Consider the following 20,067-nt stretch of genomic DNA (forward strand, 5'->3'; position numbering starts at 1 on the left):
CTGGTTAATAGTTTGTTGAGTTAATCAACCTTACTAACGCTTCCCGGTTACTTTGCTGTAAAAAATTCAATTCGGTTAGAACCTCTGCATTATGCACTAGCGTTCCCATTTCATTATGCCAGCGGTACCCCGTAAGTGGTTCATTTAAAAATGGCATATGAAAACCAGCTAATAAGACCCGATACCAAAAATCTAAGTCTTGCGTATACTTTAAGCCTTCATTAAATAAACCAATATGATTAAAGACATCCCTAGTAAACATCACCGTACAACCATTCACTGGATTCGCATGTAAGAAAATAGAGTAAAATTGTGCCGAGGCAGTATAGTTTGGTGAAACGTTGTATTGTGTAATGTGGCCTTCAGAATTTAAATAATGAAAATTAGTATGGGAGATATGAGCATGTTGCTCCATCATAAACCGAACTTGATGCTCTATTTTATTCGGGTAAAATAAATCATCGGAACTTAGCCAAGCGATATATTGCCCTGAAGAAAATTGAATACCATGATTAAGGGCTGAGGCAGTACCTCCATTCGCTTTCCCAAGATAATGAATATACGGCAAATAGGGCTGGATTAAATGCTGATTTCTCGTGGATCCATCATCTACAACAATAATTTCAACGGGGCTATAGGATTGATTTAATACACTTTCAATCGCTATATTCACATAGGCGCAATTATAAAACGGAATAACCACACTTACTGTTGGATTCATTTTACCCCTCCTCGTGTTCTGAAATCGTCCATAATATCCTGTAAAGACTGTACTAAAGGGATATGTGGCTTCCAGCCTAAGTTACGAATAAAGGAAGGCTGTGGGAAATTTTGAACCGCTTTAGTTCCCTCTTTATTTCCCCACAATATAGGAATCTGATGATTGGTCATCCCAAGCATTAACTTGGCGATTTCCTCCAAGGTTCGTATTTTTCCTGAGCTGACCCCATATTCCTCTCCACTTTTTCCATGTAATAGCAGAAGTGCATATCCAGCCACCGCATCACGTACGTCTAAAAAATCACGTTCATCCTCACGGGAGGAAATTTGAAAGGGCGAGATCTCCATGCCTTGTTCATAAGACACAATATATTTTCCAAGTAAGGAGCAAAACCCTGTTGAGGGTCCAGGCCCAATTAAATTGCTTGGCTCTACCACAACTACATCTTGCCCAAACCATCGATGCCAACACAATACTGCCATCTTTTGCAAGCCTTTACTAAGTCCATACGGATGAGCAGATTGATGAATCCGACTTAAATCTCCCGAAAGAGACGAGCCAACAACGAGTACTCTACTTTCAGGAACCGATCTTAATGCATCAAGCAGATGGAACGTATATTGCACATTTGTTTGCATATAAATAAGCGGATTATCCCATGACTCTGGTACTGAATTTTTACCACCTAAATGTAATACATACCCAGGCTTTATCTCTTTGATTAAAGCACGTAGACCCTCAAGGTCTCCAAGATCACAACAAAGGTAATGAATATTGGATTGTATATTTGGGGGTAGGATTGTATTCATTGGCTTGCGAACTAGTGCAAATACCTGCATACCTAACTCACCCGCAAAATAGTTACACGCATGACCTCCGGTAAAACCGGAGGCCCCTGTAATTAATATCGTTTTGTTGCTAAGGAAGTTTTGCGCATCCATGCTTCCAACTCCTTTAGCATTTCGAAATAGGATGGTGTGTCATGGCTCCAATCTGTGCGTGTTGAGACGAGTGTGCGGTCAAGTATAGGTGTATCACTTGGTGTAATCGTAACATTGTTTCGTTGCCATATTTTTTGAAACAGGACTAACAAATCATGCTTACTGATAGGGATTGGATGACAAAGATGAATAAGTCCGGACAAGGAGGAGCTTAGCAATTGATCGATGACTTTCGCTAGCTCTAGCGTTGTAACGCCATTCCATAATACGTTGCGATAGCCAGACACCTCACCTGTAGCATTCATAAACCAATGCATTAATCCTATGCCATTATTTTTAAGCTCAGGCCCTATAATTGAGGTACGAATGGTGAGATGCCCTCGTTGCTTCACTTCTCCTAAAGCCTTAGTTTTAGCATAGACACTTATGCCATCAGGTTCATCCACCTCTGTATAGCTTCCTTTTGTTCCTTCAAATACACAATCAGAGCTAATATGGATAAGGCGTGCCCGAATCCGATCCGCAAGCTTCTCTACATAGTGTGGAAATAGACCATTAATATAATAAGCTTGATGAATATCCATAGCCGCAAACTGGTTCAGAATCCCAATTGCATTGATGATAACATCAGGTCGAACAGCATCAATTACTTTTTCCATCGCTACAGCATCAGCTACATCTAAAAACAATCCATGCGAATCATCTTCATTCCGGGTTGTATAATAACAAGTATGACGGCCTTGCTGCTGAAAATATTGCACCAGCATATGGCCTGCCATACCTCCCCCACCCAGAATTAAAAGTTTCATAATAAGAACCCCCCACGTCGGAGAATATCTTTGATTTCTTCCTTATTCATTAAGTTCTGATGGGAGCTAAAGCTAGTAAATGTTACTTTTTGATGGTTTTTATAATGCTCTTTAAGATTAGGAATATCAATTGTTGGTAAAATGACTAAATATTGATCATCATAAACAACGGTTGTAATACTTTCATAATCGCTCATCAGTATTTCATGGATTTTTTCCCCTGGACGAATGCCACGCTCCACGATATTTACGTTTTCTACAGCTGCATCCTCAATTAATACCTCTGCCAAATCTACGATTTTGCAGGTTGGCATCATCATGACAAAGATTTCTCCCCCTATACTTTCAATCGCTGCCTTAAATAATAAGGAGATTGCATCGTGTAAAGTAAGGAAGAAGCGTGTCATGTTGTAATCCGTAATGGAAACCTCCCCTTTTTTACGGATCTGATCGCGGAATAAGTGAACAACACTTCCATTGGTTCCAAGCACATTCCCCCCACGAACGGTCACAAAGGAAGTTTGACTGCCTAACAAATTAGCATATACAATGAGTTTTTCGCCAATCGCTTTTGTCATGCCATAAAAATTGGATGGATTTGCCGCTTTATCAGTGGAAATATAAATGACCTTTTTAACGTTATTTTCAATTGCTGCCTCAATGACGTGCTGCGTACCAATTACGTTTGTTTTTAACGCTTCATAGGGCTGATCCTCGCACACAGGCACATGCTTAAGTGCAGCTAAATGAAATACATAGTCCACGCCTTGGCAGGCTACTGTTAATGCCTCTTTATCACGAATGTCACCAATGCAGAAGCTTAATCTAGCATCCTCAAACTGACGACTCATCGCCACTTGTGTTGATTCATTACGTGAATAAATAATGACCTTCTTCGGGTTGAAAGGAAGTAATTGCGTTACTAATTCATGTCCCCACGAACCTGTTCCCCCGGTTACTAATATCACTTTATTTTCAAACATGCCGTTTCCCTCCAAGCAAAAATTTGACAACCGTCTCTGATACATTTGCAGTAAGATATCCTGTTGGCACTTCCCAATTTTTGTCCATTTTGCTCATCACTAAGCAAGCTCTTGCAATACTAGCTGCATCAATACCAGACACGATATTACTGCCACAATCTACCGTCTCCGGTCGTTCTGTTGTATTACGAATTGTCACTGTAGGCACATGCATAATGCAGCATTCTTCCTGAACAGTACCGCTATCGCTTAATGTCATTTCGGCATGACGTTCTAGCTTCACAAAGTCAAAAAAGCCAAATGGTTCATAAAATTCAACAAGTGGATGCATCTGAAGCTGATCATGGTCAGCAAGTTTGGAGCGAGTGCGAGGATGAATGCTGCAAATGAGTCTACGACCACTTTGCTCTGCTACAAGGTTAAGTCCTTTCATGATTTCTGCTAAGGAATGTGGATGATCTACATTTTCTGAGCGATGCACAGTAACGAGATAATAAGACCGATCCTCTAACCCAAGCTGCTCTAAAATAGCCCGGCTTGAAATTTGCTCCTCATAAAACTGCATGACCTCATAAATTGGATTTCCTGTTAGTACAATGCGTGAAGAATGAATTCCCTCCGCCTCTAAATGTTTTTTACTTTGCGATGTATATGGCATATTTATAGAAGAAATCGCATCAATAATTTTCCGGTTTTTTTCCTCAGGTACATTTAAGTCAAAGCAACGATTCCCTGCTTCCATATGAACAACCTCAATCCCCATCCGTTCAGCCAAAATGGCACAAAGCGCACTGTTGGTATCGCCCAACAGAAGAATACGATCAGGCTGCTCCTTCCACAAAATTTGTTCCATTTGGGTAAACATCGCTGCAATCTGCCCCCCAAATGAAGCTTGCTTATCTTGCAACACATAATCAGGTGATCTTACCCCAAGCTCCTTGAAAAAAATATCGCTTAAGCTCGCCGTAAAATTCTGACCTGTATGCACAAGCACATGCCCATCCGCGTATTGATCCAGCAAAGGAATAATACGGCTTAATCGGATGATTTCAGGGCGTGTGCCCAGTATTGTCATGATTTTCACGTTCTCACTCCCCATTTCTAACCGCGATGTCTCATCTATCTTTTTCGTTTTTTGGAGCGATGCTTCGGTTTAGCCTTCTTACTTCTTTTGATGTTTGGCTTTATTTTTTTAATCTTGCGACTGCTTCGTTTTATGCTTCGGTTTATGCCTTGTGTTCCTTTTTTCTTAATTTTCCTTCCTTTTTTCGAGATTTTTCTACGGGTTATTTTTGACTTTTTAGTTCGAACTGAGCTAGGTGAGGATCTTCGACGAGTTATAGATTTAGTTGCTTCTGTTACAGCGGAGGTAGATGGAGATATCGGTGTCCCTATATTGTCAATTTTTTCTTGATTTAAGTTAATCACTTCTCCACTTAAATTTGAGATCATCGTAACTAAAGCTTGTAATTGATGTTCATAATTTTGTGGGCCAAAAACAAGATTTACCTTTTGTTGGTTACTTTTTCCGATTTGCTTTGCCATATTAGGTGCTTCAACTAAGCCTGATATTTTAGCCTGTAGCTGCTTTTTATCTCCAACCCCAACCAAGTATTCACTAGAGCTGGTATTTTCCAAAATTTCACGTAATCCCCCTGCTGCATAGCTAACGACAGGTTTACCTACAATCATTGCTTCCATTGCTGTCATCCCAAAGCCTTCACTTAACAAGCTAGGTACGACGACAATATCCATGGCGCAATAGGCTGTTTCGATGGCATCCTCATAATCAATAAAAATAAATTTCCCGACACATTCTGCTTCTCTAATTTTTCGTTTTAGTTGACGATAAAATTTCCGATCTAGTTCGCCACCAATAACTATAAATTTTAGGTTTTTATACTTTCTGTTCAATTCTATTGCAGCTTCAATAAAATGCTCTGGACCTTTCTGTACAATTAAAAAGGAAGAAACATAACCAACGACGATCTGACCCTCTTTAATTCCCCATTCTTTGCGTTTGGTAATTCGAGCAGCGTCCCATCGTTCAGGATGATATTCGTATTGCTCCCAAGACGGGTATAACAAACTTACTTTGGATGGTGCTGTCCCCACTCGATATGGAGACAACACCGCTTCGGAAATACCCACAATATGATCGCTATATTTTTGTACTAAGCCTACTGTTAAATGACGAAATGCTTGCTCTGGTACTGTCTCCGTAATATGCCATATGACAGGGATACCAAGGTGCTTCGCCATCATAGCAGGCACAACATTAACACACGTATTCACAAATACATAATCACAGTTCTCCTCTTGCAAAAACGATAAAATTGCTTTTCCATCAAAACTATAAGCAAGCATATCCGCCTTCGCCTGTAAGCCTTCAAACGGCGCACACATTTCGTATAACAATGGGTTATAGAGCTGTTTTGTTCGTATTCCAGAGGCTCTCGCCATCTGTGCAAGCTTTCCCTCCAGCGGAACAACCAGCACACACTCAAAGTAGGCATTTAGTTTTCTAGCAAGAAACAATAGCAGTTTTTCCGCACCTGTCATATTTCTTGCGTTACATACATGGGAGAACAAGATCATCTTTTTCCTATCCGACATGAACATTCACCTGCACTCTCATTTAGCCAAATATAGTGCGAAGCATTTCATCTATGCGATGTGCATACGTATGCTCGTTATAAGTTCTTTCCAATGCACGAAGTGCAATTTCTCTTCGCTCATTTTCGTGTGTCAAATAAAAATTAACCTTATCCATCAGTTCTTCTGGAGAACTAAAGGTTTCAATCTCTTTCCCTGGTGTATAAAATTGTGCTAAATCGTCTCTTGCATCTACAAGCTGCAGTGTACCGCAAGCCGCGATCTCAAATGTTCTCGGGTTAGGCGATACGCCAACAATGCCGAGTCCATTTTGGTTAACAGACTCATCAAAAGGAGAACGGTGTAAATTAAGCACAATTTTACTTCCACTATAGGCTTCAGATGTCTCTTCTGGTCCCATCCATTTGCCGATTTCAATTTGATTTGGATATTGAGAAAACTCAGGCAGACGATCCCACCAAATTCCGTTAATGTGAGTTCCCTTTTCCATCAGACTACCAATGACAGGTTGTAAAAAGCTGATACGATTCCAATAGGCAGAACCAATAAAGCTAACGTTGCGACGGATCGCAGACTGTGAAATGGTAGGGTGGAAATGAGCATTGTAGGCGGCAAAGGGTAGGTAATGAACTTGACTGGCGCCTTGTGAGCGATAGAGCTCAACGCAATTGCGTTCTAATGTAAAGATGTGGTCAAAATGAACGGCCATGCCTAAGGTGACATCTGTATAATAAGGATCGTCTGTTAACCAAACTGCTGTACGAATTCCTAAGGCCCGAATTCCATCTACTTGATCAAGTGGAAGCCCCATGCCATCTAAAGCAATGACTACATCAGGACGTGTGGAACTTGCTAATTCTAAGAGCGGAGCACTAGGATCAACGACAGTCACCTCAGCTACCATAGAATGAAGTGTAGCTACGATCGCCTCATCAATTGGGGAATATGGAAATCCCTTGCCCGAATTGATGTAAAGCACTTTAACTGGACGTACAGGAAACACTTCTCTTGGTCTGCTTATAATTTCATTAGCACGCCCTCTTAAATATCCCTCTTCAAAACCATCCTGCAATCCTTTATCAAATCCAGTACGTCTGGGATCATTAATCCCATAACTTACATAAGGATTCATTATAGGATTCGCTTGTTGATTCAACATATTGTCACTCCTCATCCTGTTGTTATTTCTCATAGTGCAATACTCAGCAGAGAAGAAACTCTGCTCACATATGTGTGGTTCTGATATGTCGTCCATAAAGAACGCCATGCCATTTCTACTCGTTCATTCTCATGCTCCAAATAATAGGCGATTTTGCTTTGCAGCTCTTCTACACTTCCAAAAGTGCCAATATCGTATTCTGGTGTATAATACTTACTTAGATCACCACGTACATCTGTAAGTTGACATGTGCCACAAGCATTAATTTCGTAAGTCCTAGGATTAATTGAACCGCCTTGCCATTCCATTAAGTTATGATTGTCTTGCCCAAAGGCAGTGGGGCGATGAAGGTTAATGACAATTTTAGCTCCGTTATAGTAACGAACAGTTTCCTCCACTGGAATCCAGCCATGTGAAACAAATTTAGCTAATTCACTCCCCTCCTGAAGTCGATCCCAATGTCCTCCTGCAATGAACACCTTTTTATCCTGCAAAAAAGGAGCTAAGGACTGGAACAGCTCAACACGATTCCAAAACGCATTGCCAATAAAACAAACGTCATACTGATAACCCGAAGCAACTTCAACAGGTTTAAACATGTTAGGATTTACGCCAAGCGGCAAGTAGTGAACCCTTTTACAACCAAGCCGCTTATATTGCTCCACACATTGCTCTTCATGTGTGAATACAAGATCATAGTGTAAGCTTAGGCCTGAGGTGTACTCAGAGAAATAAGGATCATCCACAAACCAAACTGCGGTTAATATCCCCATCGCCCTAAGCTGGTCGATTTGAGCAGTATGATCCGCCGGGAAAACGTGTAAGGCGTTCATAACTAGCACTAAATCAGGTCGATGATTTATTGCGTCCATAAGCATAGATTCAGGTGAGGTTACAATACATTCACTTACGATCGTGTGTAGTGCTTGATGAATACCTCCATCAATGGCTTCAAAGCCTTGAGTAACATATAAGATGCGAGCTTTACGTTTCGTAAATGACGGCCTAGAAATACGTTGCAGTATTGCCTGACATCCTCCAATACGATATCCCTGCTGATATCCCCCCAGATAATCACGATCAGAATGAAGCTCCAGCTCCGTTACATTGTCCAAGGTCATTCATCCTTTTCTTCTGTGAATTTTCTAGGTCTATCCATTCCAAATGGATTTCTATATAAATATATGCTTGCGGTACACGTGCATCATGGACGACTACCCTATAGGTTCATAAATTGGCTAATGCCTGTGGTGGATGGAATGAGGGGCTCCGAAGGAATGTATTTGATTTTTGAGGCATCGTTCCGTTTTGCAGGAAGTTCCCATCGCTCTTAGTGGATGGAATGATCGCGCTCCGAAGGGAATGTATTTGACTTTTGAAGCATCGTTCCGTTTTGCAGGAAGTTCCCATCGCTTTTAAAAGTGGATTTCATCGAATGTATGTAATGGGAGAAATCCTCTTTTTAAATGCGACCGCTCCGCTTGTCCACTTTCCTCCAAAACTCTCACTGTAGTGTTTCAATGTTGGCCCAAATACATTAAATTCGGAGTGCTTCATTCGACATTTCGCATAAAAAAAGAAGGGGCTTGTAGGTGTATTTTCCCACAAGCATGATTGGCTATGAAGCGGTGTTCCGTTTTTGAAGGAAGTCTCCATCGCTCTTAAAAGCGGATTCCATTTAATGTATCTAATGGGGGGAATCCTCTTTTAAATGTGACCGCTCCGCTTGTCCACTTCCTTCTACACTCACTTGAGTGATTCTGGTAGCTGTAAATCCACTAAAAATTTGCGTGCTCTATCTGCACTGAATTTTTATATTGAAGGAAGTCCCATCGCTCCGCTTGTCCACTTCCTTCTAAACTTCACTTGGGTGATTCTGGTAGCTGTAAATCCACTAAAAATTTGCGTGCTCTATCTGCACTCAATTTTTATATTGGAGGGAGTTCCCATCACTCCGCTTGTCCACTTCCTTCTAAACTTCACTTGAGTGATTCTGGTGGCTAAAAATCCACTAAAAATTTACGTGCTCTATCTGCACTGAATTTTTGTAAAACAGCAGGGTACTAAGTATAATAAAAAAATCTCTTGTTTTTCAGACTGAAACATCTAAAAAACTTGAGATTTTTTTATTTCCGTGTGCTCTTTACACTAGTTTCTTATACTCGTTTTTTACACCTATCTGTTATACGCGTTCTTTATATGTGAGCTTATGCCCATCCTCAAAGCCCTGATTAAAGCCAGAGTTAAAGCCCTGCTGGTATGCTTCATTATAGGCTTGTTGGTAAGCGTCAGAAGGATCACCGTCAAACGGAGGTAATACTTCTTCCACCGGCACAATTGGCTTTCTACCAAGCTTACGTTTTCTTAAACGTTTTGTTTTAGGGTGTAAACGACGTTTTAATCCTGTTTTGCGTTTCAGTGTGGACTTACGTCGTTTAAGTGTAAGCTTCTTTTTCTTTAATTGAGTAGCCTTACTCTTTTTTTTGCTTCTTGTTGGACGGCTGGACCGAGCCTTTTTTGTTATCATCGATTATCCTCCTGTGCTCTCCTCGGGTTATATCGTTTGCTTGATAACATTTCTTCGTAATCCATGGCGTTGTAGGAGTTCCAAAATATACACGATGTAGGGAAACGCCACAGACTGACTGTGCCATCGTGCGTTGATATTCAGTTAGGGTTGCGATATTCTGAGCAAGATGTGCCCTTGTTTCCCTCGATTCTGTGGACACATCTGCCAAGCTCTCTAAAATACGAGCCATTGCGGTTTGACTGCGGGCGATAGCACGAATGAGGTCTTGTTTGGCGGCCTCCATAGCTACAAGGCTGTAACTCACTTGTCTAACCCCTCATAATCCATTCCACCAAACATATCACCAAAGCCGCCGCCATCCTCCCCATCGTCTTCCTCAGGAAGGATTGTTTTAAGATTGCTGCTAAACCCGCTTTGTAGCTTGGTTAAGCCTTCAATCACTTCAATTAATTGATCATGGACATCCAGTGGATGGGATAATTGCTTTTCATGATCGGCAAAGCTTTCTTCTACAACATGATTAAGTACCCAATTACGAAGCTTCTCTGCCTCAACCGCTTTAGCCTCTAGGATCATAGAGATATTCCACTGAATATTAGCTGTTGCTTCCAACATTTTTAAAAACGACTGTTCTCTACTCATCGTATCATCCCCGAACCTAACAAGTTACTCTTCATTGGAATCCCTTAATTCCTTGATGACATAACCTAAGTTTTCTGCCATCGCTTCCTCAAGATCGGCAATTGCATTCAAATAGGAAACGACACTTTTATTCACACGACTAGCGTTTTCCATGACCCCCTCTGTTCCATCAAAGGAAGGCATATCGTCAGGAATAGCATGGAGTAATTGCGACATACGGACAGCAACCTGTCTCTCGGCCTGAATGACTCTAGCCATTTGCGTGTGTGAATGAGACATATGCGTAATGATTTCGGTTACCTTTTGCTCCACCCTTCTCACTCCTTTTCCCTCTTAGTAGCATATGCACCTAAGGAGTGTCATGTTACCTCAAAGCTACTTATTACACAGGTATGCAAGACTGGTGTTTATGTGGTTAAGTGGTGACAATATAGTGAGTGCTTATAGGGTTGCGTAGGATGGGTTAAAGATCTTGCGATTGCAGCCGAAGTGGAGGTAAAATAGGTAATCCTTGTGGTAAATCGGGAATGTTCATTTCTATACATTGCTTCAATATTCCCCATTGCTGACAAGCATACGAGGATGTAAATTCTCTTAAACGAGAACTTTCAATTTGATAGTAATGACCATCAGCGGTGAAGATAAATCTGCCCTCTAAGTGTTGTTGATTTGGCTGGTGAATAGCTGGATCATATGGGGGTCCTGTTGGGATGTTTAAAAGTTCAATGACGGATAGACGTGTTGCATCTGCATGTTCTACTTGTATTGAATCAGGCACAGGGTGTTTGATCCCATTAGCTAACCAATATATACGGCCCGACCAGCTTTTAATAAAAACATGCGTTGGGAAAAAATCGATGGAGCGTAAGGGATGGGAATTGGATCTCATATTCAAATTCATATTGGCTAACAATTCAAAGCCCCGCCCCCACTTTTGGGTAAAAAAGTCCTCATTGCGTTGGTTCACCTGAATAAAGCCTTGTTGCCCTAAACCCTTCATTGTAACGCTACCATAATGATGCACAAAGGTATCCCCTGCAATCATCATTTGCTTTTCTTGAAAACGTAGTCGTAAAATCCAATCATCGTCTTCAAAGTTACCAATCTCATAACCCTCATCCAAATAACCTACATCCTCAAAGGTAGACCTAGGCATTAAAATACAAAATCCAACGAGCCGATCACATCGTTTCCATTTCGTAGCATCTCTCTTATTAAATGCAATAGAAAATTCACGCATACCTTGTATATCCTCGTATGGCACCCCAATTTGCTGCTCCCCGCTAATATAGTTTGTTACAGGACCTACGGCACCTATCTTCGGATCGGAATTTAAGCAATTTAAAAGCTGGTCTAACCACCCCTCGGTCACAAGAACATCATTGTTCATAAGCACAATATAGTTTCCCTTTGCCATCATAAGCCCAATATTAATCGCTCTAGCAAAGCCTAAATTTTGTTCATTTTTTACGACACGAATCGTGCCTCTGCGTCCAATCAATTGTTCCGCAGTTCCATCCTCCGATCCATTATCGATCACAATAATCTCATATGGTGGAGCGGTATAGGCTTCAATGCTTTCAATACATTCCAGAAGTAGCCCTTTTTGATTATAGCTTGGAATGATTATGCTTGTGCCCTCAAAGTAAGTACCAAATGATTGCTTTCCTTGATTAACGCCTTCTTGATATCCTTTTTGATATCCTAGCTGAAACATATTTTCAGAATGTGAAACAGGCTTGTTACGCTTTATCATCTGTTACACCCCTAACCTAAACTTCAATGCAATTTCACCACTTTCAAGCTTATTTGCCATATGCCCCATATCCAGTGCAACCTTGCCCATTTTAGAAGCGATTCCTGTACAAATGGCTACTGCAGCCACACCTGCTGATACAAATGCTAAGTCAAATTCAAAATGAGAAGCTTGTTCTACAATGCTAGCAACATCCTGTGTTCCGTTCACTGGTGTGATCATGCCTGCAATACGATAACCTTGTCTAGCCAATATATGCGATAATCCTTCAACTTGATTTCCAATTAGCAATAGAGAGCTACTACTCAAAATAGGGTGAAGAAAACCCTGTTCATTTAAGGCATAGTTGATCGTGGACGTCGTTAATTTAAGCTTACGATAGTCAATTTGAGCATGCTTTAGTACTGGGAATAATAAGCCTTGATAGGAAGGATGTCTAGATTCAGGAATACCGATATAATCTGCCCTTTTGATTGCCTCAATCAGCATAGCTGATGCTTCAGCGTCTGGGAGCTGTACGCCTGCATAAGGTAGAAATGCACCTCTACGTTTTGCTTCATCGGTACTAATTACCGTATTATGTGCTAATGTGAGTAGCTCCCCATCTCCTAAACGGACTAATGAAAAAGGTAGGTGCTGCTCAAGCGCCGATTTAATTTGATGATATACATGTGTAGGTGAATTCAACGGAACTAAGGAGGGGCGTACTGTTTGAAAAGCAATAGTCAGTAATTGATCTACGGTATAGTCTGGTAAAATGTAACCATGTGGAATTAAATTCCCTACTTTTGCTTCTCCGCCTTCAAAATATCCCTCTTCGTAAGCTTTGGTATAAATTTCATCTAATTCAGCATTCATCAGCTCTAATTGTAGTGGTGACCCCTCGTTCAATTGGTTTATCTTCGGTTCGTTTATAGCATTATGTTGGGTTGAGTCTGATAAAGTGGGTATTATAGGCAATGTGTGTGATTGCTTTTTATTCATGCTCAATTTAGAAGTAACGGGGGCAGAGCGCCCCCGCTTATTTTTTTTGAAAACCCGTCTGGATTTATGGGTGAGGCGGGTTTTCCTTTGCTGAAATTTTTTTTTGATCCGCCTAACCATCCTACTCCCTCCTACAAATTGTGATATTCACCGCTATGAATACGTTCAAGCCAAGTTGAAGCAGATAAATACCAGTTCACTGTGTCCTCCAACCCAGCTTCAAACGAAATGCTAGGTTTCCAGCCTAATTCCTGCTGTGTTTTTGTTGGATCAATCGCATAGCGACGATCATGACCTAAACGATCTGATACAAATTGTAGTAAGTGATAGGGCTTATTCATTAGTTCCAAAATAAACGAGGCCAAATTCAAATTACTCCATTCGTTATGCCCACCTACATTGTAAACTTCTCCAGGTACACCATGCTGTAACGCTAAAGCTACAGCCGCACAATGATCTCGCACATGAAGCCAATCTCGCACATTACGCCCATCCCCATAAATCGGAATAGGTTCATTAGCTAAAGCCTTTGTAATAATGGTAGGAATCAGCTTTTCAGGAAATTGCCGTGAACCATAGTTGTTGGAGCAGCGTGTAATGACAACTGGAAATTGATATGTTTCATAATAAGAGCGTGCTAGTAAATCAGAGCCTGCCTTGCTTGCCGCATAAGGACTATTAGGTGCAAGCGGTGACGACTCGGTAAAATAACCTGTACTGCCTAACGTACCATACACTTCATCTGTCGAGACATGGACAAATTTGGAGACGCCATGCTTCTTCGCTGCTTCTAGCAAAATTAATGTGCCAAGTACATTTGTTTTGGCAAATGCCTGCGGATCATCAATGCTACGATCTACATGGGATTCTGCCGCAAAATGCACAACAGCATCAATTTCTGTTGCGAAGGCCTCCTCCACATCGGAGGAAGAGGTAATATCCCCCTTTACCCATTGATAGCGAGCATCATTTGCAATCGCCTGTAAATTGTCGGGGTTCCCTGCATAGGTCATTGCATCTAAATTAACGATGTGTATATTTGAATGATGTTCTAGCATATATTCGATAAAATGGCTGCCTATAAAGCCAAGGCCGCCTGTCACGAGTAGCCGCTTCATGGCAGCACCCCTCTCATTTGTATCCCCGCCTCATACAGTGATTCCAATGTTCCGGCATCTCCCCACCATAGATTTAATATATTGTATTCTAAGCGTCCTTTTTCGGCATAAAGGTTGTTGACATCTGTAATCTCTAATTCTCCCCGAGCAGATCGTTGAATCATATTAATATAGGAAAACACCATATCGTCATACATGTATATGCCTGTTACAGAATAGTTTGATTTAGGTTTTTTAGGTTTTTCTTCTATATAACTAATCAACTCAGGGTTGTGTTCATCAAATACAGGCACACCATATCGACGTGGGTCCTCCACCTCTTTGAGTAAAATGCGTGCACTACCAGCCGGCTGTTCATCAAACTGCTCAACGTAAGGGGTTAAATCATCCAAAAATAAGTTATCCCCTAGTAAAACAACAAATTTTTCACCAGGAAAAATAAATCCACGCGCTAGCTCTAACGCTTCCGCAATACCTCCGGCAGTTTCTTGGACCCGAAAAGTTAATTGCACACCATAATTTTCTCCACTTCCAAAAAAGTCCGTATATAAGCCAGCAGACTGCTTACCAATAACGATGAGAATCTCTGTTATTCCCGCTTGGCGTAACCTTTCTATTCCATAGCTCACCATCGGGTGGCTGCCTACCGGAAGCAAATGCTTATTAATTAAGCGAGTTAAAGGATACAATCTGGTTCCTGTGCCGCCGGCCAAAATTACCCCTTTCATAAACTCCCCTCCCATTTCTCCTCATGCTACATGAAATTCCAAGGATTCACGCCCCATTTGTCCATAAATAACCCACGATTACGTTCGATAAGATCCTGCCACCCTGAAGGATGGTCTCGACGGAAGCTTTGACTTCCTGCGTGATATACTAGAGTATCATGGCAAATGAGTAATCTGTATCCTTCCAAGCAAGCTCGATAACAATAATCATCATCCTCATAATGACCAGGGGAGAAACGCTCATCTAAATTCCCAATTCGCTGTAGCACTTCCCTTTTAAAAAGCAGGCACATGCCAACAAGTCGCCTAGTCTCCTCCCATCTCTGCGGATTGGAATGATTATTGTGCTCGGCAGCATCCATAAATTCAGCTATGCTGTTGTAACTATCACTTATTTGTTGTTTACCACTAACATAATTTGATGTAGGACCCACCATTCCGATTTGAGGATGACTTTCTAACGCAGTTAGCATGTTAGTAAGCCACCTTGGTGTCACTAAAACATCATTATTGAGTAAAAGTAAATTTTGCCCTGAAGCGATCGATAAACCTTTATTACAGGCAATTGGAAAACCTTGATTTGAGGGGATTGAAATGACAGTAATCCCTTCTGAAATACAATACGCTACGGTCTGATCCTGTGAACCATTATCTACAACAATAATTTCAATTGCTTCAGGTGTATGCTGCCGAATCGATGCAATACAGGAAGTAAGCAGATTAAGACCATTATATGTTGGAATAATTATGCTGGTTTGTGCGAATTGACTCATCCTTGATTCCTCACCTTCGCTAGCTCATGACGGGGTAAAGTGGTTGTTTTTAGCCGAGTGCCCCCAAGCCTCATTACTTCATCCAATGCTTCTACATGGTCACCTATAATCAGTCTCGCTACCTTGTTGCCATGTCCTATATTGCCCTCACGCAAACGGTTTCCCTTGACTACATCTACACTTGCCACATTAGCGACGCTCAAATTTTTCATCATCGCCAAGGCTTGGGCTTTAGGTGGAACCATAAGTGAGGTTACTCCTACTTCACTCAGTGCTTTCCTTGAGATCGCATGAGGGACAGCGGTAAGGGAGCTTGCTCCTAAGTCCCCTCTGCCTAACGTTATATTTAGAAATGATTTCATACGTGTCACCTGATCTTGGAAAACAAACTTTGGCAAAAAAGGGCTAAGATCATTAAGTGCAACGTCAATGCCATTGTTAACAGCAAGTAAAAATAGTGCTAACTGCTCTGCTTTTAGCGTTAAATCCCCATCCACAAAAAGCAATATATCTCCTGTTGCAAGTTTAGCTCCGATCGAACGACCTACATCATGTCCAAGCCGCTCCTTGTAGTGAACAATGATAATGCGCTCATCTTGTTCTATCTTATTGTAGCTATCATCATGACAGCCATTAAGAATCACAATAATCTCATCAAGTGGTAACCTTTTTAATTGAGCAATGACCAACGGCAAAGTGTACTCCTCATTACTTGCACATAAAATAGCGGAAGAAGTTTTTTGTATAGGTAATGGAAGAAACTCTCTTTTTAGCTTCGCTGCTAGCTCATACCCATCTCCAAAGGCTTGCGCCAAAGAGACAACTTGCTTGACTTGATTTTGAATTTGCTTGGATAGTTGTGGTTCATGTGTACTAAACCATTGCATTGCAGTCAATTGCATATGAGAACATGAAACCTCAGTACCTGCTGCCATTGCCTGTGAAGCAGTCATAAAACCTGCCTTTTTTGCTTGGTGAATCGATAACTCCCCATTTGTAGCTTTTCGTCTATGACGTCTTAGGTTTTTATTTTTAGGATAAGGCCGAGAGGACGATCTTATTTTTGTTGAACTTTTTCTTCTTTTATATGCTGTTTGCTTCATATCATCACCTGATCTCGCTTACGTCCAAGGTCTTCATAACCACCACGGCTCCCCCGTTGCTTATGAATCCAATGTAGTGCCTCCAAATGGTCACCCACAATTAATGAAGATAACGGATCAACCGTCTCTGTATTTCTTGGCTTAAATCTAGTCGGGTTTTTCCTTCCTACAGCAACGGTATGCACAGCCTTTACATGTAACCCTTTATCGATAGCAATCGTCATGGCTAGAGGTGGAATTTCTAATGCTTTACTCCCTATAACTTGAAGTGCTCTTCGACTTATCGCATGAGGGATTGCTGTCATCGATGCACCTTCCAAATCAGCACGTCCTAGGCTAGCATTTAATACATGTTTTGCTAATATAACAGGATGAACAGGCTCCCGTTCTGTAGGTCCTCGGTATCCATTTAGAGCAACGTCTACGCCTGACAATATCGCTTGCACAAAATGCTTTAAATGTAGCGCAGGAATAACCATGTCTCCATCAATAAACAGTAACACTTCACCTTTTGCCATTTCAGCTCCCACTCTTCTTCCCACATCATGACCAAGTGGCGCTTCAAAGGAAATTAATCTAGCCCCCCATGAGGCGGCAATCCTTGGTGTCCCATCGGTAGAGCCATTATCAATGACAATGACCTCACTACAGCGATGTACCTTGCTTGCTTGCTGTAACACTTTAGCTAATGTCCTTTTTTCATTCATAACAGGAATAATAATCGAGACGACTGGCTGAGGATGATTGATGATCGTGCCTTGGCCTTTAGCTTTTGAAGACACTAATCGTGACCGTCTTTGCTTCCGTCCCTGTATATTTGATTTTCTGACGATTTGCTACACCTCCGATCTATCATGTGTCAGCGTATATACCACAGTGTATGTCATATCCCTAGTGTTGCAACGGCAAACGTACAATAATCCAACTACGATATTTCCTATTTTCTGCGCAGAAGGGGGGAGTTTTTAAATGAAAACATAAAAAAAAGACTTGCCCATTAATCATTTCACTGATTTAATGTAACAAGTCTTTTTAGTTAATGGCTGTACAAGATGACCCTGGACGAGCTCTCTGATACGCTTTTACTCCGCACTTCCTAGAAACCCTTTTTCAAAAATATTAAGCAAGTGCTCTAGTGTAGTTGGATCACTATAGGAGGATGCTTTGGTATCAATTTCGATGACATGTTTATTTTGAACAGCAGGGATTTTACTCCATATTGTTGACTTCATAATTTCATTATCCGTTGCAACATCTCTACTAACTACAACAAAATCACCTACATATTGAGGTAGTACTTCAAGTGACAACGTATTATATCCCTGTTTCATAGTTTCTTCTTTCGCTTTTTCTGGCATATTCAGTTTCATTGCCTGAAACAAAATCTCAGTTCCACGCGCCCAATGATCACCCATCACATAAACATCTTTACCACTTAATTCAATGACAGATACGGTCATTTTTTCTCCGTATTTAGCCTTTATCTTATTGCCAACTTCGGCTGCTTTCTTAGAAAAATCCTCTACCCATTGCTTAGCTTCGGCTTCTTTATTTAACAGCTTACCAATTTCAACCTGCTGATCTAGGTAGTTTAGCTTTCCCCATGTATAAACAACGGTTGGGGCAATTTTTTGTAGCTGATCTATATTTTTGCTCTCTGCTCCTACAATGATAAGATCAGGATTTTGTGCTGCTACACCCTCTGGATCATCTGCGGTTACAATCGCAACATCCTTCAATTTATCGCTAAAAAGCGGACTCCCTGCTGTCCATTGATCTACACCAACGACCGTTCCATTTAAGGACAACACATTAGGCCCATTAGATAAAGCAACGATTCTAGTAGGCTGCGCAGGAACTTTAACAGGACCATTTTCAGATTGATAGGTTACAGTGTCTTTAGACTTTTCCTCAGAAACGGAGGATTTGGTTTCACCTGCTGATTGATTATTTTTTGTAGCATTATTCCCACATGCGCTAATGATGACAACCATCATGAGCAACAGTAGCATACTTAAATTCAATTTCTTTTTCATCGTAAGGTAAGCTCTCCCTATATTTAGTTTTCTTGGTAATGATAATCATTATCATAAAATGCGATAGCTTGATTATAAAAGATAGAGGAAGGTGGTGTCAATGTTTTGAGGAATTACTACTATAGTAGAGGTTCAACACAGAAATCGATTCTTGACAATCGATGAGTAAGAGGCTACGTAGCAGGGAGTGGCTTCAACCGCTGTTAAGACCTCAATTTCTTTATAACATGCTTTGAATGGATAAAATTGTGATCTTAAAGGCGGCCGCGTTCGCTTCTCCACCATCTCCCTGCTCCTTCGCTTCGTTAGCTTATTGTCAAGTACCGATTCTTAAGTTGAGCCCCTTTTATTGAAGTATATTTATGGGTGGAATTTGATTTTAAGAGACAACCTTCAGAATCTCTCTGTCTCTTCGCTAGTTCGGGTTGGCTGTCAAGTACTGATTTCAAGATTGAGCCACTAGTATGTAGTTTATGTAGAAATAAGAACAAGTTAGAAAGGAAGAGAACGTTATTCGCCCATTACATATCAATAAAAAATTTAAATATTTAATCATAATCAGCATTGTCTTCATTTTAATTCCCATGGCTATATATACAAAAAACAAACTCGAAATCCAAAACCTTCCCTCTACAGACCTAAGTTCTATTTATATACAAGGCCTGCAACTTAACGAAAACATTGATAATATAGATACGTCAACATTCAAACCATCCTTGAGCTTTGATAATATAACCAAAGGAAATTTAACTTACTTATATTACGAAAACTTCTCTTTAGTGACAAATCAGGAGGGTAACATTGTGCAATTGAAAACCTCAGTCCCTGAAGCAAATGCGCTAGTCAACCGGCACAAGATTAGCACGCTTGCGGATATCGAGGTAGCATTAGGACAAAATTATATCACTCGAACCTACGATTGGGAGCAAGGCTTAACTTCTAAAATTTATTATGATAAAAATCGTAAAATATTGGCTAGATTTATTTATCCTAAAACTAAAAATGTAGATCGGCCTTATCTCTCAATTAGCTTAGAGACATACTAAAAAGAAGTGTAGGAGCACTAAAGCCCCTCACTTCTTCTTCTTTTTTCATCTTAGTTTATTTTTGCTGTTTTAATCTACAGCATTTGAACATGCTATCCCTAAATTTCTTAATTCCTTAATTC

General features: G+C 40.8%; 22 protein-coding genes. 2 read left to right on the plus strand and 20 right to left on the minus strand.

Annotated elements, in window-relative coordinates; all coding sequences use genetic code 11:
• Positions 1 to 4: 4 nt before the first annotated feature.
• The 8 genes from ABE099_RS14105 to ABE099_RS14140 are packed head-to-tail and all read right to left on the minus strand — an operon-like array spanning position 5 to position 8,344.
• A complete protein-coding gene (locus ABE099_RS14105; RefSeq protein ID WP_430031769.1) occupies positions 5 to 721 on the minus strand; it encodes a glycosyltransferase in 717 nt (238 codons plus the stop codon).
• Complete coding sequence (locus ABE099_RS14110) at positions 718 to 1,662, minus strand: NAD-dependent epimerase/dehydratase family protein (protein ID WP_430031770.1); 945 nt, start codon at positions 1,660 to 1,662, stop codon at positions 718 to 720. Before ABE099_RS14110 ends, ABE099_RS14105 begins: the two co-directional genes overlap by 4 nt.
• Positions 1,623 to 2,471, minus strand: coding sequence for a dTDP-4-dehydrorhamnose reductase family protein (locus ABE099_RS14115; RefSeq protein ID WP_430031772.1), 849 nt, complete (start codon positions 2,469 to 2,471; stop codon positions 1,623 to 1,625). The genes ABE099_RS14110 and ABE099_RS14115 overlap by 40 nt, the downstream gene beginning before the upstream one ends.
• Positions 2,468 to 3,454 carry a polysaccharide biosynthesis protein gene (locus ABE099_RS14120; RefSeq protein WP_430031774.1) on the minus strand — a complete coding sequence of 329 codons (987 nt, stop codon included), beginning with the start codon at positions 3,452 to 3,454 and terminating at the stop codon, positions 2,468 to 2,470. Before ABE099_RS14120 ends, ABE099_RS14115 begins: the two co-directional genes overlap by 4 nt.
• Complete coding sequence (gene wecB / locus ABE099_RS14125) at positions 3,447 to 4,538, minus strand: non-hydrolyzing UDP-N-acetylglucosamine 2-epimerase (protein WP_430031775.1); 1,092 nt, start codon at positions 4,536 to 4,538, stop codon at positions 3,447 to 3,449. Before wecB ends, ABE099_RS14120 begins: the two co-directional genes overlap by 8 nt.
• Positions 4,539 to 4,573: 35 nt before the next feature.
• Positions 4,574 to 6,070, minus strand: coding sequence for a glycosyltransferase family 4 protein (locus ABE099_RS14130; RefSeq protein ID WP_430031777.1), 1,497 nt, complete (start codon positions 6,068 to 6,070; stop codon positions 4,574 to 4,576).
• Positions 6,071 to 6,092: 22 nt separating this feature from the next.
• Complete coding sequence (locus tag ABE099_RS14135; RefSeq protein ID WP_430031841.1) at positions 6,093 to 7,202, minus strand: CgeB family protein; 1,110 nt, start codon at positions 7,200 to 7,202, stop codon at positions 6,093 to 6,095.
• Between the two features lie 56 nt (positions 7,203 to 7,258).
• Positions 7,259 to 8,344 carry a CgeB family protein gene (locus ABE099_RS14140; RefSeq protein ID WP_430031779.1) on the minus strand — a complete coding sequence of 362 codons (1,086 nt, stop codon included), beginning with the start codon at positions 8,342 to 8,344 and terminating at the stop codon, positions 7,259 to 7,261.
• 175 nt (positions 8,345 to 8,519) lie between these two features.
• Between ABE099_RS14140 and ABE099_RS14145 the strand changes: the two genes are divergently transcribed.
• A complete protein-coding gene (locus tag ABE099_RS14145) occupies positions 8,520 to 8,648 on the plus strand; it encodes a hypothetical protein (RefSeq protein WP_430031781.1) in 129 nt (42 codons plus the stop codon).
• 763 nt (positions 8,649 to 9,411) lie between these two features.
• Here ABE099_RS14145 and ABE099_RS14150 read toward each other — a convergent pair.
• The 12 genes from ABE099_RS14150 to ABE099_RS14205 all read right to left on the minus strand — a co-directional run bounded on the left by ABE099_RS14150 (position 9,412) and on the right by ABE099_RS14205 (position 18,899).
• The gene (locus tag ABE099_RS14150) at positions 9,412 to 9,756 is read right to left on the minus strand and encodes a hypothetical protein (protein WP_430031783.1); all 345 of its coding nucleotides are present in this window, start codon (positions 9,754 to 9,756) and stop codon (positions 9,412 to 9,414) included.
• A complete protein-coding gene (locus ABE099_RS14155; RefSeq protein WP_430031784.1) occupies positions 9,701 to 10,042 on the minus strand; it encodes a hypothetical protein in 342 nt (113 codons plus the stop codon). Before ABE099_RS14155 ends, ABE099_RS14150 begins: the two co-directional genes overlap by 56 nt.
• Positions 10,043 to 10,059: 17 nt before the next feature.
• Positions 10,060 to 10,401, minus strand: coding sequence for a restriction endonuclease subunit S (locus ABE099_RS14160; RefSeq protein ID WP_430031786.1), 342 nt, complete (start codon positions 10,399 to 10,401; stop codon positions 10,060 to 10,062).
• A 24-nt stretch (positions 10,402 to 10,425) separates the two neighbouring features.
• Positions 10,426 to 10,713, minus strand: a complete 288-nt coding sequence (locus ABE099_RS14165) for a nucleoside-diphosphate sugar epimerase (RefSeq protein ID WP_210091333.1) — start codon at positions 10,711 to 10,713, stop codon at positions 10,426 to 10,428.
• Between the two features lie 151 nt (positions 10,714 to 10,864).
• On the minus strand, positions 10,865 to 12,157 hold the full coding sequence (locus tag ABE099_RS14170) for a glycosyltransferase family 2 protein (RefSeq protein WP_430031787.1): 1,293 nt from the start codon (positions 12,155 to 12,157) through the stop codon (positions 10,865 to 10,867).
• Between the two features lie 3 nt (positions 12,158 to 12,160).
• On the minus strand, positions 12,161 to 13,015 hold the full coding sequence (locus ABE099_RS14175) for a GT-D fold domain-containing glycosyltransferase (RefSeq protein WP_430031788.1): 855 nt from the start codon (positions 13,013 to 13,015) through the stop codon (positions 12,161 to 12,163).
• Positions 13,016 to 13,272: 257 nt separating this feature from the next.
• Positions 13,273 to 14,259 (minus strand): dTDP-glucose 4,6-dehydratase, encoded by a 987-nt coding sequence (gene rfbB / locus ABE099_RS14180; RefSeq protein WP_430031789.1) that lies wholly within the window; start codon positions 14,257 to 14,259, stop codon positions 13,273 to 13,275.
• Complete coding sequence (locus ABE099_RS14185; RefSeq protein ID WP_430031790.1) at positions 14,256 to 14,987, minus strand: sugar phosphate nucleotidyltransferase; 732 nt, start codon at positions 14,985 to 14,987, stop codon at positions 14,256 to 14,258. Before ABE099_RS14185 ends, rfbB begins: the two co-directional genes overlap by 4 nt.
• A 26-nt stretch (positions 14,988 to 15,013) precedes the next feature.
• Positions 15,014 to 15,760, minus strand: coding sequence for a glycosyltransferase family 2 protein (locus ABE099_RS14190; protein WP_430031791.1), 747 nt, complete (start codon positions 15,758 to 15,760; stop codon positions 15,014 to 15,016).
• On the minus strand, positions 15,757 to 16,863 hold the full coding sequence (locus ABE099_RS14195) for a glycosyltransferase family 2 protein (RefSeq protein WP_430031792.1): 1,107 nt from the start codon (positions 16,861 to 16,863) through the stop codon (positions 15,757 to 15,759). The genes ABE099_RS14190 and ABE099_RS14195 overlap by 4 nt, the downstream gene beginning before the upstream one ends.
• Positions 16,860 to 17,645 (minus strand): glycosyltransferase family 2 protein, encoded by a 786-nt coding sequence (locus ABE099_RS14200; RefSeq protein WP_430031793.1) that lies wholly within the window; start codon positions 17,643 to 17,645, stop codon positions 16,860 to 16,862. The genes ABE099_RS14195 and ABE099_RS14200 overlap by 4 nt, the downstream gene beginning before the upstream one ends.
• Before the next feature lie 300 nt (positions 17,646 to 17,945).
• Complete coding sequence (locus ABE099_RS14205) at positions 17,946 to 18,899, minus strand: ABC transporter substrate-binding protein (RefSeq protein ID WP_430031794.1); 954 nt, start codon at positions 18,897 to 18,899, stop codon at positions 17,946 to 17,948.
• Between the two features lie 803 nt (positions 18,900 to 19,702).
• Here ABE099_RS14205 and ABE099_RS14210 point away from each other — a divergent pair.
• Positions 19,703 to 19,945 carry a hypothetical protein gene (locus ABE099_RS14210; protein WP_430031795.1) on the plus strand — a complete coding sequence of 81 codons (243 nt, stop codon included), beginning with the start codon at positions 19,703 to 19,705 and terminating at the stop codon, positions 19,943 to 19,945.
• Positions 19,946 to 20,067: the final 122 nt, after the last annotated feature.

This window comes from Paenibacillus turicensis, assembly GCF_050461185.1.
Taxonomy (GTDB): Bacteria; Bacillota; Bacilli; order Paenibacillales; family Paenibacillaceae; genus Fontibacillus; species Fontibacillus turicensis_A.

What these genes read in the sequence shown, in the direction of transcription:
- ABE099_RS14105 (WP_430031769.1), bottom strand. Translation starts at nt 721, where the DNA reads ATGAATCCAACAGTAAGTGTGGTTATTCCGTTTTATAATTGCGCCTAT.
- ABE099_RS14110 (WP_430031770.1), bottom strand. Translation starts at nt 1,662, where the DNA reads ATGGATGCGCAAAACTTCCTTAGCAACAAAACGATATTAATTACAGGG.
- ABE099_RS14115 (WP_430031772.1), bottom strand. Translation starts at nt 2,471, where the DNA reads ATGAAACTTTTAATTCTGGGTGGGGGAGGTATGGCAGGCCATATGCTG.
- ABE099_RS14120 (WP_430031774.1), bottom strand. Translation starts at nt 3,454, where the DNA reads ATGTTTGAAAATAAAGTGATATTAGTAACCGGGGGAACAGGTTCGTGG.
- ABE099_RS14130 (WP_430031777.1), bottom strand. Translation starts at nt 6,070, where the DNA reads ATGTCGGATAGGAAAAAGATGATCTTGTTCTCCCATGTATGTAACGCA.
- ABE099_RS14135 (WP_430031841.1), bottom strand. Translation starts at nt 7,202, where the DNA reads ATGAATCCTTATGTAAGTTATGGGATTAATGATCCCAGACGTACTGGA.
- ABE099_RS14150 (WP_430031783.1), bottom strand. Translation starts at nt 9,756, where the DNA reads ATGATAACAAAAAAGGCTCGGTCCAGCCGTCCAACAAGAAGCAAAAAA.
- ABE099_RS14155 (WP_430031784.1), bottom strand. Translation starts at nt 10,042, where the DNA reads ATGGAGGCCGCCAAACAAGACCTCATTCGTGCTATCGCCCGCAGTCAA.
- ABE099_RS14160 (WP_430031786.1), bottom strand. Translation starts at nt 10,401, where the DNA reads ATGAGTAGAGAACAGTCGTTTTTAAAAATGTTGGAAGCAACAGCTAAT.
- ABE099_RS14170 (WP_430031787.1), bottom strand. Translation starts at nt 12,157, where the DNA reads ATGATAAAGCGTAACAAGCCTGTTTCACATTCTGAAAATATGTTTCAG.
- ABE099_RS14175 (WP_430031788.1), bottom strand. Translation starts at nt 13,015, where the DNA reads ATGAATGCTGAATTAGATGAAATTTATACCAAAGCTTACGAAGAGGGA.
- rfbB (WP_430031789.1), bottom strand. Translation starts at nt 14,259, where the DNA reads ATGAAGCGGCTACTCGTGACAGGCGGCCTTGGCTTTATAGGCAGCCAT.
- ABE099_RS14185 (WP_430031790.1), bottom strand. Translation starts at nt 14,987, where the DNA reads ATGAAAGGGGTAATTTTGGCCGGCGGCACAGGAACCAGATTGTATCCT.
- ABE099_RS14190 (WP_430031791.1), bottom strand. Translation starts at nt 15,760, where the DNA reads ATGAGTCAATTCGCACAAACCAGCATAATTATTCCAACATATAATGGT.
- ABE099_RS14195 (WP_430031792.1), bottom strand. Translation starts at nt 16,863, where the DNA reads ATGAAGCAAACAGCATATAAAAGAAGAAAAAGTTCAACAAAAATAAGA.
- ABE099_RS14205 (WP_430031794.1), bottom strand. Translation starts at nt 18,899, where the DNA reads ATGAAAAAGAAATTGAATTTAAGTATGCTACTGTTGCTCATGATGGTT.